Origin of the sequence: Streptomyces sp. (assembly GCF_031178505.1) — a bacterium.
Taxonomy (GTDB): domain Bacteria; phylum Actinomycetota; class Actinomycetes; order Streptomycetales; family Streptomycetaceae; genus Streptomyces; species Streptomyces gulbargensis.
Genome location: NZ_JAPSIW010000084.1, coordinates 1 through 14,719, shown reverse-complemented (window position 1 = coordinate 14,719; position 14,719 = coordinate 1). Strand labels below are relative to the sequence as shown.

Genomic DNA, 14,719 nt, shown 5'->3' with positions numbered 1-14,719 from the left:
CAGTTGTCCTCGTGGGCGACCGCGCGGCGCGCGTCCGCGTCCAGCACGCCCCAGCTGATCAGCTGGTCGGTGAGGACCGAGGGGGACTGGTCGTAGATGACGGCCAGGGTGCGCAGGTCGTCCTGGCGGATCGACAGCACCTTGCCGTTGTAGTCGCCGCGCTGCGACTGGATCGTCGCCGCGTAGCGCTGGAGCGGGCCGGCCTTCTCCGCGGGGACGTGCGCGAGCCGCTCCAGGTCCAGGACCAGCTTCGGCGGGGGCTCGGCGGCACCGCCGGGGGTCGTGCCCGGCAGCAGCTCCTGCACCGGCACCCCGTAGAAGTCCGCCAGCTCCGCCAGACGCTGCACGGTCACCGCGCGGTCGCCACGCTCGTAGGAGCCGACCACGACGGCCTTCCAGCGGCCCTGGGACTTCTCCTCCACCCCGTGGAGCGAAAGACCCTGCTGGGTGCGGATGGCGCGGAGTTTGGCCCCGAGCTGCTTTGCGTATTCGCTGGACATAACGCTCCCGGACGCTGTGACGACATGCGGCTGCGCCGCGCGGCTGGTAACTCACTGTGAGGTTACGCAGCGTTACTCTTTCCCGTCAAGCCGAATGGTCCGTACCGACCCCCTGCGAGGGACGGTGCCCGGTGTGGCGCCTGGGGCGTGGACAGGGGGACCGTTCGGTCCTGGTAGAGTGGACGGCGCAATTCCGACGTCCTTTAAGGTCCGTCCCGTGAGGCGGAGAAGGAGGTCCGTTTCACATGGACGCACAGCAGCAGACCGGTGCGGCACGGCCCGTTCTCGAGGCCCCCGACATCGCGCGGGTCCTGACCCGTATCGCCCACGAGATCGTCGAGCGCGCCAAGGGCGCCGACGACGTGGTCCTCCTCGGCATTCCCACCCGCGGCGTCTTCCTCGCCCGGCGGCTCGCCGACAAGCTCGAATCGATCACCGGCACCAAGATCCCGGTCGGCTCCCTCGACATCACCATGTACCGGGACGACCTGCGGATGAAGCCCGCCCGCGCCATCGGCCGCACCGACATCCCCGGCGAGGGCGTCGACGGCCGCCTCGTCGTCCTCGTGGACGACGTCCTCTTCTCCGGGCGCACCATCCGCGCCGCGCTCGACGCCCTCGGTGACATCGGCCGCCCGCGCGCCGTCCAGCTCGCGGTCCTCGTCGACCGCGGCCACCGCGAACTCCCGATCCGCGCCGACTACGTCGGCAAGAACCTCCCCACGTCGCTGCGGGAGACGGTCAAGGTGCAGCTCTCCGAGGAGGACGGCCGCGACACCGTGCTGCTCGGTTCGCAGCCCGCCTCCTGAACCGGACCGGCTTCCCCACGGGGCCGGGGCCCGTCCCCGCGCCCCGGCATGCCCTCATACCTCCCGACACCGGAGAGACACCCCCGATGATGCGTCACCTCATCTCGGCCGCCGACCTCACCCGCGACGACGCCGTCCTCATCCTCGACACCGCCGAGGAGATGGCCCGGGTGGGCGACCGGCCGATCAAGAAGCTGCCCACCCTGCGCGGCCGGACGATCTGCAACCTCTTCTTCGAGGACTCCACGCGGACCCGGATCTCCTTCGAGGCCGCCGAGAAGCGCCTCTCCGCCGACGTGATCAACTTCGCCGCCAAGGGGTCCAGCGTCTCCAAGGGCGAGTCCCTGAAGGACACCGCGCAGACCCTGGAGGCCATGGGGGTCGACGCCGTCGTCATCCGGCACAGCGCCTCCGGCGCCCCCTACCGGCTCGCCACCTCCGGCTGGATCGACGCCCCCGTCATCAACGCGGGCGACGGCACCCACCAGCACCCCACCCAGGCCCTCCTGGACGCCTTCACCATGCGCCGCCGCCTCGTCGGCCGCGACGCGGGCCTCGGCCAGGACCTCGCCGGCAAGCGCATCACCCTGGTCGGCGACATCCTGCACAGCCGCGTCGCCCGCTCCAACGTCGACCTGCTGCACACCCTCGGCGCCGAGGTCACGCTGGTGGCCCCGCCCACTCTCGTCCCCGTCGGCGTCGAGACCTGGCCCTGCGAGATCAGCTACGACCTCGACAGCGTGCTGCCGAAGTCCGACGCGGTCATGATGCTCCGGGTGCAGCGCGAGCGGATGAACGCCGCCTTCTTCCCCACCGAGCGCGAGTACTCGCGCCGCTACGGCCTCGACGGCGACCGGATGGCGAAGATGCCCGAGCACGCCGTCGTCATGCACCCCGGCCCCATGGTCCGCGGCATGGAGATCACCGCCGAGGTCGCCGACTCCGACCGCTGCACGGTCGTCGAGCAGGTCGCCAACGGCGTCTCCATCCGCATGGCCGTCCTCTACCTGCTGCTCGGTGGCTCCGAGCCCGCCCCCACCACCCCCGCCCGTACCGAGGAGAGCAAGTGACCATGAGCAAGATCCTGATCCGCGGTGCGCAGATCCTGGGCGGTGAGCCGCAGGACGTCCTGATCGACGGCGAGACCATCGAGGCCGTGGGCACCGGCCTGTCCGCCGAGGGCGCCGAGGTGATCGAGGCCGCCGGCCGGATCCTGCTGCCCGGCCTGGTCGACCTCCACACCCACCTGCGCGAGCCCGGCCGCGAGGACTCCGAGACCGTCCTCACCGGCACCCGCGCCGCCGCCTCCGGCGGTTACACCGCCGTCTTCGCCATGGCCAACACCTTCCCCGTCGCCGACACCGCCGGCGTCGTCGAGCAGGTCTGGCGCCTCGGCAAGCAGTCCGGCTACTGCGACGTGCAGCCCATCGGCGCCGTCACCGTCGGCCTGGAGGGCAGGAAACTCGCCGAGCTGGGCGCCATGCACGACTCCGCCGCCGGCGTCACCGTCTTCTCCGACGACGGCAAGTGCGTCGACGACGCGGTCATCATGCGCCGCGCCCTGGAGTACGTGAAGGCCTTCGGCGGCGTCGTCGCCCAGCACGCCCAGGAGCCGCGCCTCACCGAGGGCGCCCAGATGAACGAGGGCATCGTCTCCGCCGAGCTCGGTCTCGGCGGCTGGCCGGCCGTCGCAGAGGAGTCGATCATCGCGCGCGACGTCCTCCTCGCCGAGCACGTCGGCTCCCGCGTCCACATCTGCCACCTCTCCACCGCCGGCTCCGTCGAGATCGTCCGCTGGGCCAAGTCCCGCGGCATCGACGTCACCGCCGAGGTCACCCCGCACCACCTCCTCCTCACGGACGAGCTGGTCCGCACGTACAACCCGGTCTACAAGGTCAACCCGCCGCTGCGCACCGAGCGTGACGTGCTCGCCCTGCGCGAGGCCCTCGCCGACGGCACCATCGACATCGTCGCCACCGACCACGCCCCGCACCCGCACGAGGACAAGGACTGCGAGTGGGCCGCAGCCGCCATGGGCATGGTCGGCCTGGAGACCGCCCTCTCCGTCGTCCAGCGGACGATGGTGGAGACCGGTCTGCTCGACTGGGCGGGCGTCGCCGACCGCATGTCCTTCGCCCCCGCCCGCATCGGCCGGGCCCGCGGCCACGGCCGGCCCGTCTCGGCTGGTGAGCCCGCGAACCTCACGCTGGTCGATCCGGCATACCGTGGTGTCGTGGACCCCGCGGGCTTCGCCTCCCGCAGCCGCAACACCCCCTACGAGGGCCGCGAGCTGCCGGGACGCGTCACCCACACCTTCCTGCGGGGCCGGGCAACGCTCGTGGACGGGAAGCTGGCGTGACACCACTCATCACCCTCGCCGCACAGGCTGCGGAGACCGCCGAACAGAAGTCGGCGGAGGTGACCGACTGGGCCGCGCGGCTCGGCTGGGTCGCCGGACTGCTGCTCTTCATCGCCTTCGTCTACTGGCTCATGCGCCAGGGATGGAAGTGGCGCGGCAGCCTCCAGTCGGACCTGCCGCCGCTCCCCGCGCTGCCGGAGAGCCCCGGCGAGACGACACTGACCCTCAGCGGGCGCTACCACGGCTCCACGACCGCCGGACAGTGGCTCGACCGGATCGTGGCCCACGGACTGGGCACCCGCAGCCGGGCCGAGCTCACGCTCACCGACGCCGGGATCTCGGTCGTACGCCCCGGGGCGTCCGACTTCCTCATCCCCGCCGCCGCCCTGCGCGAGGCCCGCCTGGACAAGGGCATCGCCGGCAAGGTCCTCGCCGAGGGCGGGCTCCTGATCGTCACCTGGGAGCACGGCGGGAAGCTGCTCGACTCCGGCTTCCGATCCGACCGGGCGGCCGAGCACACCGCCTGGGTCGAGGCCCTCAACTCCATGAACCCCGTAAGCACGACGGAAGGCATCGCACGATGACGACCTCCACCAGGGGAACCAGGGTTCCCGCCGTACTCGTCCTGGAGGACGGCCGCATCTTCCGCGGCCGCGCCTACGGGGCCGTGGGGGAGACCTTCGGCGAGGCCGTGTTCTCCACCGGCATGTCCGGCTACCAGGAGACCCTCACCGACCCGTCGTACCACCGCCAGGTCGTGGTCATGACCGCCCCGCACGTCGGCAACACCGGCGTCAACGACGAGGACCCCGAGTCCGGTCGCATCTGGGTCTCGGGCTACGTCGTCCGCGACCCCGCCCGCGTCCCCTCCAACTGGCGCGCCACCCGCACCCTCGACGAGGAGCTGGAGCGCCAGGGCGTCGTCGGCATCTCCGGCGTCGACACCCGCGCCCTCACCCGCCACCTGCGCGAGCGCGGCGCCATGCGCGTCGGCATCTTCTCCGGCGACGCCGTCCGCGGCGACGGCGAACTGCTCGCCAAGGTCCAGGCGCAGCCCCAGATGAAGGGCGCCGACCTCTCCGCCGAGGTCGCCACCAAGGAGGCGTACGTCGTCCCCGCGATCGGTGAGAAGAAGTTCACCGTCGCCGCCGTCGACCTCGGCATCAAGGGCATGACCCCGCACCGGATGGCCGAGCGCGGCATCGAGGTCCACGTCCTGCCCGCCACCGCCACCGCCGAGGACGTCTACGCCGTGGAGCCCGACGGCGTGTTCTTCTCCAACGGCCCCGGCGACCCGGCGACCGCCGACGGCCCCGTGGCCCTCATGCAGGAGGTCCTGCGCCGCGAGACCCCCCTCTTCGGCATCTGCTTCGGCAACCAGATCCTCGGCCGCGCGCTCGGCTTCGGCACCTACAAGCTGAAGTACGGCCACCGGGGCATCAACCAGCCCGTCCAGGACCGCACCACCGGCAAGGTCGAGGTCACCGCGCACAACCACGGCTTCGCCGTCGACGCGCCCCTCGACACGGTCTCCGACACCCCCTTCGGGCGCGCCGAGGTCTCCCACGTGTGCCTGAACGACAACGTCGTGGAAGGCCTTCGGCTGCTCGACCGGCCCGCCTTCTCCGTCCAGTACCACCCTGAGGCGGCCGCCGGCCCGCACGACGCCGCGTACCTCTTCGACCGCTTCGTATCCCTGATGGAGGCCGAGCGTGCCTAAGCGCACCGATATCCAGTCCGTCCTGGTCATCGGCTCCGGCCCGATCGTCATCGGCCAGGCCGCCGAGTTCGACTACTCCGGCACCCAGGCGTGCCGCGTCCTCAAGGCCGAGGGCCTGCGGGTCATCCTGGTCAACTCCAACCCGGCGACGATCATGACCGACCCGGAGATCGCCGACGCCACCTACGTCGAGCCGATCACCCCCGAGTTCGTCGAGAAGATCATCGCCAAGGAGCGCCCCGACGCCCTCCTGCCCACCCTCGGCGGCCAGACCGCGCTCAACACCGCGATCTCCATGCACGAGCAGGGCGTCCTGGAGAAGTACGGCGTCGAGCTCATCGGCGCCAACGTGGAGGCGATCCACAAGGGCGAGGACCGCGACCTCTTCAAGGGCGTCGTCGAGGCCGTCCGCGCCAAGATCGGCCACGGCGAGTCCGCCCGCTCGGTCATCTGCCACTCCATGGACGACGTCCTCAAGGGCGTCGAGACCCTCGGCGGCTACCCCGTCGTCGTCCGCCCCTCCTTCACCATGGGCGGCGCCGGCTCCGGCTTCGCCCACGACGAGGAGGAGCTGCGCCGCATCGCCGGCCAGGGCCTCACGCTCTCCCCGACCACCGAGGTGCTCCTGGAGGAGTCCATCCTCGGCTGGAAGGAGTACGAGCTGGAGCTGATGCGCGACAAGCACGACAACGTCGTGGTCGTCTGCTCCATCGAGAACTTCGACCCGATGGGCGTCCACACCGGCGACTCCATCACCGTCGCCCCGGCGATGACCCTCACCGACCGCGAGTACCAGCGGCTGCGCGACATCGGCATCGCGATCATCCGCGAGGTCGGCGTCGACACCGGCGGCTGCAACATCCAGTTCGCGGTCAACCCCGCCGACGGCCGGATCATCGTCATCGAGATGAACCCGCGCGTCTCCCGCTCCTCCGCGCTCGCCTCCAAGGCCACCGGCTTCCCGATCGCCAAGATCGCCGCCAAGCTGGCCGTGGGCTACACGCTGGACGAGATCCCGAACGACATCACGGAGAAGACCCCGGCGTCGTTCGAGCCCACCCTCGACTACGTCGTCGTCAAGGCACCCCGCTTCGCCTTCGAGAAGTTCCCCTCCGCCGACTCCACGCTGACCACGACCATGAAGTCGGTCGGCGAGGCCATGGCGATCGGCCGCAACTTCACCGAGGCGCTCCAGAAGGCCCTGCGCTCCCTGGAGAAGAAGGGCTCCCAGTTCGCCTTCACCGGCGAGCCCGGCGACAGGACCGAGCTGCTGCGCGACGCGGTCCGGCCGACCGACGGCCGCATCAACACGGTGATGCAGGCCATCCGCGCCGGCGCCACGCCCGAGGAGGTCTTCGAGGCCACGAAGATCGACCCGTGGTTCGTCGACCAGCTGTTCCTCATCAAGGAGATCGCCGACGAGCTGGCCGCCGCCGAGAAGCTCGACCCCGAGCTGCTCGCCGAGGCCAAGCGCCACGGCTTCTCCGACGCCCAGATCGCGGAGATCCGCGGCCTGCGCGAGGATGTCGTCCGTGAGGTCCGGCACGCCCTCGGCGTCCGCCCGGTCTACAAGACGGTCGACACCTGCGCCGCCGAGTTCGCCGCGAAGACCCCGTACTTCTACTCGTCCTACGACGAGGAGAGCGAGGTCGCGCCGCGCGAGAAGCCCGCCGTGATCATCCTCGGCTCCGGCCCGAACCGCATCGGCCAGGGCATCGAGTTCGACTACTCCTGCGTCCACGCCTCCTTCGCCCTGAGCGACGCGGGCTACGAGACCGTGATGGTCAACTGCAACCCGGAGACCGTCTCCACCGACTACGACACCTCCGACCGGCTGTACTTCGAGCCGCTCACCCTGGAGGACGTCCTGGAGATCGTCCACGCCGAGTCCCTGGCGGGCCCGATCGCCGGCGTCGTCGTCCAGCTCGGCGGCCAGACCCCGCTCGGCCTCTCGCAGGCCCTCAAGGACAACGGCGTCCCCGTCGTCGGCACCTCCCCGGAGGCGATCCACGCCGCCGAGGACCGCGGCGCCTTCGGCCGGGTCCTCGCCGAGGCCGGCCTGCCCGCCCCCAAGCACGGCACCGCGACCACCTTCGCCGGCGCCAAGGCCATCGCCGACGAGATCGGCTACCCCGTGCTCGTACGTCCCTCGTACGTGCTCGGCGGGCGCGGCATGGAGATCGTGTACGACGAGGCCCGTCTGGAGTCGTACATCGCGGAGTCCACCGAGATCAGCCCCACCCGGCCGGTCCTGGTCGACCGCTTCCTCGACGACGCCATCGAGATCGACGTCGACGCGCTCTACGACGGCGAGGAGCTCTACCTCGGCGGCGTCATGGAGCACATCGAGGAGGCCGGCATCCACTCCGGCGACTCGGCCTGCGCCCTGCCTCCGATCACCCTCGGCGGCCACGACATCAAGCGCCTGCGCGCCTCCACCGAGGCCATCGCCAAGGGCGTCGGCGTCCGCGGCCTGATCAACATCCAGTTCGCCATGGCCGGCGACATCCTGTACGTCCTGGAGGCCAACCCGCGCGCCTCCCGGACCGTGCCCTTCACCTCGAAGGCCACCGCCGTGCCGCTCGCGAAGGCCGCCGCCCGCATCTCGCTGGGCGCCACCATCGCCGAGCTGCGCGCCGAGGGCCTGCTGCCGAGGAACGGCGACGGCGGCACCCTGCCGCTCGACGCGCCGATCTCCGTCAAGGAGGCCGTGATGCCGTGGTCGCGCTTCCGCGACGTGCACGGCCGCGGCGTCGACACCGTCCTCGGCCCGGAGATGCGCTCCACCGGCGAGGTCATGGGCATCGACGCGGTCTTCGGCACGGCCTACGCCAAGTCGCAGGCCGGCGCCTACGGCCCGCTGCCCACCAAGGGCCGCGCGTTCATCTCCGTCGCCAACCGCGACAAGCGCTCGATGATCTTCCCGGCCCGCGAGCTCGTCGCCCACGGCTTCGAGCTGCTCGCCACCTCCGGCACCGCCGAGGTCCTCAAGCGCAACGGCATCAACGCCACCGTCGTGCGCAAGCTCAGCGAGGGCGAGGGCCCGGGCGGCGAGAAGACCATCGTGCAGCTCATCCACGACGGCCAGGTCGACCTGATCGTCAACACCCCGTACGGCACCGGCGGCCGCCTCGACGGCTACGAGATCCGTACGGCGGCGGTCTCGCGCGGCGTCCCGTGCCTCACCACGGTCCAGGCGCTCGCCGCGGCCGTCCAGGGCATCGACGCCCTCAACCACGGTGACGTGGGCGTCCGCTCGCTCCAGGAGCACGCGGAGCACCTGACCGCGGCCCGCGACTAGCAGCCCGTACGAGGAGGGGGACACCGGCAGATCTGCGGTGTCCCCCTCGTCATGACCTGGAGCGACCCATGTACAAGTTCTTCTTCGACCTCGTCTTCAAGCGCATGGACCCCGAGAAGGCCCACCACCTGGCCTTCCGCTGGATCCGGCTGGCCGCCCGCACCCCGGTGCTGCGCACCTTCGCCGCCGCCGCGCTCGCCCCCCGGTACAAGGAGCTGCGCACCGAGGCCCTGGGCCTGCGCATGCACGGCCCCTTCGGCCTCGCCGCCGGCTTCGACAAGAACGCCGTCGCCATCGACGGCATGGCCATGCTCGGCTTCGACCACGTCGAGATCGGCACGGTCACCGGCGAGCCCCAGCCCGGTAACCCCGGCAAGCGCCTGTTCCGGCTCGTCCAGGACCGCGCCCTGATCAACCGCATGGGCTTCAACAACGACGGCTCGGCCGCCGTCGCCGCCCGCCTCGCCGCCCGCCGGCCCGTCTTCCGGACCGTCGTGGGCGTCAACATCGGCAAGACCAAGGTCGTGCCCGAGGCGGAGGCCACCGCCGACTACGTGAAGTCCGCCGAGCGGCTGGCCCGCCACGCCGACTACCTCGTCGTCAACGTCTCCTCCCCGAACACCCCCGGCCTGCGCAACCTCCAGGCCACCGAGTCACTGCGCCCCCTGCTGACCGCGGTGCGCGAGGCGGCCGACCGCACGGTCACCGACCGCCGGGTCCCGCTCCTCGTCAAGATCGCGCCCGACCTCGCCGACGAGGACGTGGACGCCGTCGCCGACCTGGCCCTGGAGCTCGGCCTCGACGGCATCATCGCCACCAACACCACCATCGCCCGTGAGGGCCTCGGGCTGAGGTCGGACCCGGCCCTCGTCCAGGAGACCGGCGGCCTCTCCGGCGCCCCCGTGAAGGCCCGCTCCCTGGAGGTCCTGCGCCGCCTGTACGCCCGCGTGGGCGACCGGATGGTCCTCGTCGGCGTCGGCGGCATCGAGAACGCCGAGGACGCCTGGCAGCGCATCCTCGCCGGTGCCACGCTGATCCAGGGCTACAGCGCCTTCATCTACGAGGGCCCCTTCTACGCCCGCGCGATCCACAAGGGCCTCGCCGCGCGCCTCGCCGCCTCCCCGTACGCCACCCTCGCCGAGGCCGTCGGCGCCGACACCCGAAAGGCCACCGCATGACCCTCTCGTTCGGTACCCGCCTGCGCGCCGCCATGGACGAGCGCGGCCCCCTCTGCGTCGGCATCGACCCGCACGCCGCCCTGCTGGACTCCTGGGGCCTCGCGGACGACGTGGCGGGTCTGGAGCGCTTCACCTTCACCGTGGTGGAGGCCCTGGCCGGCACCGTGGCCGTCTTCAAGCCCCAGTGCGCCTTCTTCGAGCGCTTCGGCTCGCGCGGCATCGCCGTCCTGGAGCGGGCCGTCGCGGACCTGCGGGAAGCCGGCGGTCTGGTCGTGATGGACGCCAAGCGCGGGGACATCGGCTCGACGATGGCCGCCTACGCGGAGACCTTCCTGCGCAAGGACGCGCCCCTCTTCTCCGACGCGCTCACGGTCTCCCCGTACCTCGGCTACGGCTCCCTGAAGCCGGCCGTGGACCTGGCCCGTGAGTCCGGCGCCGGCCTCTTCGTCCTCGCCCTCACCTCCAACCCGGAGGGGGCCGAGGTCCAGCGGGCCGTGCGCGAGGACGGCCGGACGATCGGCGCGACGATGCTCGCCCACCTGGCGGAGGAGAACGCGGGGGAGTCCCCGATGGGTTCCTTCGGCGCGGTCGTCGGCGCGACCCTGGGCGACCTGTCCTCCTTCGACCTGGACATCAACGGCCCCCTCCTCGCCCCGGGCATCGGCGCGCAGGGAGCCACTCCCGCGGATCTCCCGGCCGTCTTCGGCGCCGCTGTCCGCAATGTCGTCCCGAACGTCAGCCGGGGCGTCCTGCGGCACGGTCCCGACGCCGCCGCGCTGCGCGCCTCCGCGGAGCGGTACGCGGAAGAGATCCGGGCCGCCGTCGGCGCCTGATCCGGGTCCCGAGGCAATTCCGCAGGTCGGAGCGGATCGGCGGGGTTGGGGTGGTCCGTCTCACTCCTTGACGAAAAGTTGGCTCAAAACCCGGTCGTTATGCCCGAAAAGTCCTGGTCGGTCGATGCTGACCAGGACTTTTCCGCTGTTCTCGCTGACTGGAGCGGTCTCGGCCGCTAGTCTCCGGAGCAGAGCGGGCGTTCAACGGGCACTGCGTTGATCGTTGCTCCACTGGTGTGGGGGCGACTAGGTTCCTCACCGGTCCGTATCCGACAGTTCGACATCCGAGGTGACGTAGGCGTGGCTCTTCCGCCCCTTACCCCTGAACAGCGCGCAGCCGCGCTCGAAAAGGCCGCCGCGGCTCGCCGGGAGCGGGCCGAGGTCAAGAATCGACTCAAGCACTCCGGCGCCTCCCTCCACGAGGTCATCAAGCAGGGCCAGGAGAACGACGTCATCGGCAAGATGAAGGTCTCCGCGCTCCTTGAGTCCCTGCCGGGCGTGGGCAAGGTCCGCGCCAAGCAGATCATGGAGCGGCTCGGCATCTCCGAGAGCCGCCGTGTCCGAGGTCTCGGCTCCAACCAGATCGCCTCCCTGGAGCGCGAGTTCGGCAGCACCGGCGCCTGACCTTTCGGTACATTTCCGGCACCGGGCGTCCTTGCTGCGCGAGCGGGGGCGAACCACTGGAATAATCGCTGCATGGCAGCAGAGGCACGTCCGCGACTGACCGTGCTCTCCGGCCCCTCCGGGGTCGGCAAGAGCACGGTCGTCGCTCATATGCGCAAGGTCCACCCCGAGGTCTGGCTCTCGGTGTCGGCCACGACACGAAAGCCCCGCCCGGGCGAGCAGCACGGCGTCCAGTACTTCTTCGTCACGGACGACGAGTTCGACAAGCTGGTCGCCAACGGTGAGCTCCTCGAATGGGCCGAGTTCGCGGGCAACCGCTACGGCACCCCCCGCCGTGCGGTCCTCGACCGCCTGGAGGCGGGTGAGCCCGTCCTCCTGGAGATCGACCTCCAGGGCGCCCGCCAGGTCAAGGAGTCCATGGCCGACTCCCAGCTGGTCTTCCTCGCTCCGCCGAGCTGGGAGGAGCTGGTCCGCCGGCTGACCGGCCGCGGCACCGAGTCGCCCGAGGTCATCGAGCGCCGACTGGCCGCCGCCAAGGTCGAACTGGCCGCCGAGGCGGAGTTCGACACCACCCTCGTCAACACCTCCGTCGAGGACGTGGCGCGCGAGCTGCTAACGTTGATGCACGTAGTCTGATCTTTTATCCATCTTCGGAAGGTAGAGCGTGTCCTCTTCCATCACCGCGCCCGAGGGCATCATCAACCCGCCGATCGACGAGCTGCTCGAGGCCACGGACTCGAAGTACAGCCTCGTGATCTACGCGGCCAAGCGCGCGCGTCAGATCAACGCGTACTACTCGCAGCTCGGTGAGGGCCTGCTGGAGTACGTGGGCCCCCTCGTCGACACCCACGTCCACGAGAAGCCGCTCTCGATCGCCCTGCGCGAGATCAACGCGGGCCTGCTGACGTCCGAGGCCATCGAGGGTCCGGCTCAGTAAGCGCGTCACGTTCGTCATCCCAGGCCCGGCGGCACGTCCGCCGGGCCTGTGGTGTCTCATGGAGTCGTACGCATCCGAGCACGGGGAGTCGCGGGGAGTGACAGTGGTGAGCAAGCCGAGGGTCGTCCTGGGCGTGAGTGGCGGCATCGCCGCCTACAAGGCCTGCGAGCTGCTGCGGCGGCTGACCGAGTCCGGCCACGACGTCCGCGTCGTCCCGACCGACGCGGCCCTTCACTTCGTCGGCGCGGCGACCTGGTCCGCCCTCTCCGGCAACCCGGTCTCCACCGAGGTGTGGGAGACCGTCCACGAGGTGCCGCACGTCCGCATCGGGCAGGCCGCCGACCTGGTCGTCGTCGCCCCCGCCACCGCCGACATGCTCGCCAAGGCCGCCCACGGCCTCGCGGACGACCTCCTCACCAACACCCTGCTCACCGCCCGCTGTCCGGTGGTCTTCGCCCCCGCCATGCACACCGAGATGTGGGAGCACCCGGCCACCCAGGAGAACGTGGCCACCCTGCGCCGCCGCGGCGCCGTCGTCATCGAGCCCGCCGTCGGCCGGCTCACCGGCGTCGACACCGGCAAGGGCCGCCTCCCGGACCCCGCCGAGATCTTCGAGGTCTGCCGCCGGATCCTGGCCCGCGGCACCGCCGCGCCGGACCTCGCCGGACGCCATGTCGTCGTCAGCGCCGGCGGCACCCGCGAGCCCCTGGACCCCGTCCGCTACCTCGGCAACCGCTCCTCCGGCAAGCAGGGCTACGCCCTCGCCAGGGCCGCCGCCGCCCGGGGCGCGCGGGTCACCCTCGTCGAGGCCAACACCAACATCCCCGACCCGGCGGGCGTCGACGTCGTGCACGTCGGTACCGCCGTCCAGCTCCGCGAGGCCGTCCTCAAGGCGGCGGCCGACGCCGACGCCGTGGTCATGGCCGCCGCCGTAGCCGACTTCCGGCCCGCCGTCTACGCCTCGGGGAAGATCAAGAAGAAGGACGACGGCGGGGCGCCCACCGTCGAGCTGGTCCGCAACCCCGACATCCTCGCCGAGCTCTCCGCCGACCGCGCCCTGCCCGGCCAGGTCGTCGTCGGCTTCGCGGCGGAGACCGACGAGGTGCTCGCCCACGGCCGCGAGAAGCTCCGCCGCAAGGGGTGCGACCTGCTCGTCGTCAACGAGGTCGGTGAGCGCAAGACCTTCGGCTCGGAGGAGAACGAGGCCGTGATCCTCGCCTCGGACGGTGCCGAGACCCCCGTACCGTACGGCCCCAAGGAAGCGCTCGCCGAGACCGTCTGGGACCTGGTGCTGCCCCGGCTGCGCCCCGCGACCTGACACTTCGGCCTCCCGCACCGAGGTGGCCGGACGGCTACCGGGCGGTGGGGGAAACACCCCCTTGAGGGTGATTCGCGTCGCACGGGAGGCGGGCCGGCCGCCCGCCACCCGGGCCGTCCGGCCCGACCCCGACCATTCGCCTGGCGAGACACCTGCTTCACTCGCTGGTCACGACCGATAGACTGTTCGCGGAACGTCGCGGGGCGCAGCCCCCTGCCGGTCCGCTCAACCCATAGCCAGCAGCCGCTGCAACCCCAGGGAGCGTTGTGTCCCGTCGTCTGTTCACCTCGGAATCCGTCACCGAGGGTCACCCCGACAAGATCGCTGACCAGATCAGCGACACCATTCTCGACGCGCTGCTCCGGGAGGACCCCACCTCCCGCGTCGCCGTCGAGACGCTGATCACCACCGGTCTCGTGCACGTCGCCGGTGAGGTGACCACCAAGGCGTGGGCGGACATCCCGACCCTCGTCCGGAACAAGATCCTGGAGATCGGTTACGACTCCTCCAAGAAGGGCTTCGACGGCGCTTCCTGCGGCGTGTCGGTGTCCATCGGATCGCAGTCCCCGGACATCGCCCAGGGTGTCGACACCGCGTACGAGAAGCGTGTCGAGGGTGACGAGGACGAGCTGGACAAGCAGGGCGCCGGCGACCAGGGCCTGATGTTCGGCTACGCGTCGGACGAGACCCCCGAGCTGATGCCGCTGCCCATCCACCTGGCGCACCGGCTTTCCCGCCGCCTCACCGAGGTCCGCAAGAACGGCACCATCCCGTACCTGCGCCCCGACGGCAAGACCCAGGTCACCATCGAGTACGACGGCGACAAGGCCGTCCGCCTCGACACGGTCGTCGTCTCCTCGCAGCACGCCTCCGACATCGACCTCGAGTCGCTGCTCGCGCCCGACATCCGCGAGTTCGTCGTCGAGCACGTCCTGGGGCAGCTCGTCGAGGACGGCATCAAGCTCGACACCGACGGCTACCGCCTCCTGGTGAACCCGACCGGCCGCTTCGAGATCGGCGGCCCGATGGGCGACGCCGGCCTCACCGGCCGCAAGATCATCATCGACACGTACGGCGGCATGGCCCGCCACGGCGGCGGCGCCTTCTCCGGCAAGGACCCGTCCAAGGTCGACCGCTCGG

14 protein-coding genes are annotated in these 14,719 nt (G+C 71.1%); 13 read left to right on the top strand and 1 reads right to left on the bottom strand.

All coding sequences use genetic code 11. The annotated features are described in order from the left end of the window. Positions 1 to 500: transcriptional regulator BldD (bldD, locus tag RIF68_RS09280; RefSeq protein WP_309050665.1), on the bottom strand; the 500-nt coding region annotated here is incomplete at its 3' end. Between the two features lie 245 nt (positions 501 to 745). Between bldD and pyrR the strand changes: the two genes are divergently transcribed. The 13 genes from pyrR to metK all read left to right on the top strand — a co-directional run. Beyond that, on the top strand, positions 746 to 1,309 hold the full coding sequence (gene pyrR, locus RIF68_RS09275; RefSeq protein WP_309050664.1) for a bifunctional pyr operon transcriptional regulator/uracil phosphoribosyltransferase PyrR: 564 nt from the start codon (positions 746 to 748) through the stop codon (positions 1,307 to 1,309). A gap of 86 nt (positions 1,310 to 1,395) precedes the next feature. Next, a complete protein-coding gene (locus tag RIF68_RS09270) occupies positions 1,396 to 2,379 on the top strand; it encodes an aspartate carbamoyltransferase catalytic subunit (protein ID WP_309050663.1) in 984 nt (327 codons plus the stop codon). A gap of 2 nt (positions 2,380 to 2,381) precedes the next feature. Next, the gene (locus RIF68_RS09265) at positions 2,382 to 3,668 is read left to right on the top strand and encodes a dihydroorotase (RefSeq protein ID WP_309050662.1); all 1,287 of its coding nucleotides are present in this window, start codon (positions 2,382 to 2,384) and stop codon (positions 3,666 to 3,668) included. Continuing rightward, positions 3,665 to 4,252: a hypothetical protein gene (locus tag RIF68_RS09260; protein ID WP_309050661.1), complete on the top strand. Its 588-nt coding sequence runs from the start codon at positions 3,665 to 3,667 to the stop codon at positions 4,250 to 4,252. The genes RIF68_RS09265 and RIF68_RS09260 overlap by 4 nt, the downstream gene beginning before the upstream one ends. Beyond that, complete coding sequence (gene carA, locus RIF68_RS09255; RefSeq protein ID WP_309050660.1) at positions 4,249 to 5,388, top strand: glutamine-hydrolyzing carbamoyl-phosphate synthase small subunit; 1,140 nt, start codon at positions 4,249 to 4,251, stop codon at positions 5,386 to 5,388. The genes RIF68_RS09260 and carA overlap by 4 nt, the downstream gene beginning before the upstream one ends. Then, a complete protein-coding gene (gene carB, locus RIF68_RS09250) occupies positions 5,381 to 8,689 on the top strand; it encodes a carbamoyl-phosphate synthase large subunit (protein ID WP_309050659.1) in 3,309 nt (1,102 codons plus the stop codon). Before carA ends, carB begins: the two co-directional genes overlap by 8 nt. A 68-nt stretch (positions 8,690 to 8,757) precedes the next feature. Beyond that, positions 8,758 to 9,867, top strand: coding sequence for a quinone-dependent dihydroorotate dehydrogenase (locus tag RIF68_RS09245; protein WP_309050658.1), 1,110 nt, complete (start codon positions 8,758 to 8,760; stop codon positions 9,865 to 9,867). Further along, complete coding sequence (pyrF, locus tag RIF68_RS09240) at positions 9,864 to 10,700, top strand: orotidine-5'-phosphate decarboxylase (protein ID WP_309050657.1); 837 nt, start codon at positions 9,864 to 9,866, stop codon at positions 10,698 to 10,700. The genes RIF68_RS09245 and pyrF overlap by 4 nt, the downstream gene beginning before the upstream one ends. 300 nt (positions 10,701 to 11,000) lie before the next feature. Further along, positions 11,001 to 11,324: an integration host factor gene (locus tag RIF68_RS09235; protein WP_026246651.1), complete on the top strand. Its 324-nt coding sequence runs from the start codon at positions 11,001 to 11,003 to the stop codon at positions 11,322 to 11,324. A gap of 72 nt (positions 11,325 to 11,396) precedes the next feature. Further along, positions 11,397 to 11,960: a guanylate kinase gene (gene gmk, locus RIF68_RS09230; RefSeq protein WP_309050656.1), complete on the top strand. Its 564-nt coding sequence runs from the start codon at positions 11,397 to 11,399 to the stop codon at positions 11,958 to 11,960. A 28-nt stretch (positions 11,961 to 11,988) separates the two neighbouring features. Further along, positions 11,989 to 12,261: a DNA-directed RNA polymerase subunit omega gene (gene rpoZ / locus RIF68_RS09225; RefSeq protein WP_005319902.1), complete on the top strand. Its 273-nt coding sequence runs from the start codon at positions 11,989 to 11,991 to the stop codon at positions 12,259 to 12,261. Between the two features lie 58 nt (positions 12,262 to 12,319). Then, positions 12,320 to 13,579 (top strand): bifunctional phosphopantothenoylcysteine decarboxylase/phosphopantothenate--cysteine ligase CoaBC, encoded by a 1,260-nt coding sequence (gene coaBC, locus RIF68_RS09220; RefSeq protein WP_309050655.1) that lies wholly within the window; start codon positions 12,320 to 12,322, stop codon positions 13,577 to 13,579. Between the two features lie 266 nt (positions 13,580 to 13,845). Then, positions 13,846 to 14,719, top strand: an 874-nt coding sequence (gene metK, locus RIF68_RS09215) for a methionine adenosyltransferase (protein WP_309050654.1), incomplete at its 3' end; no start/stop codon positions are given.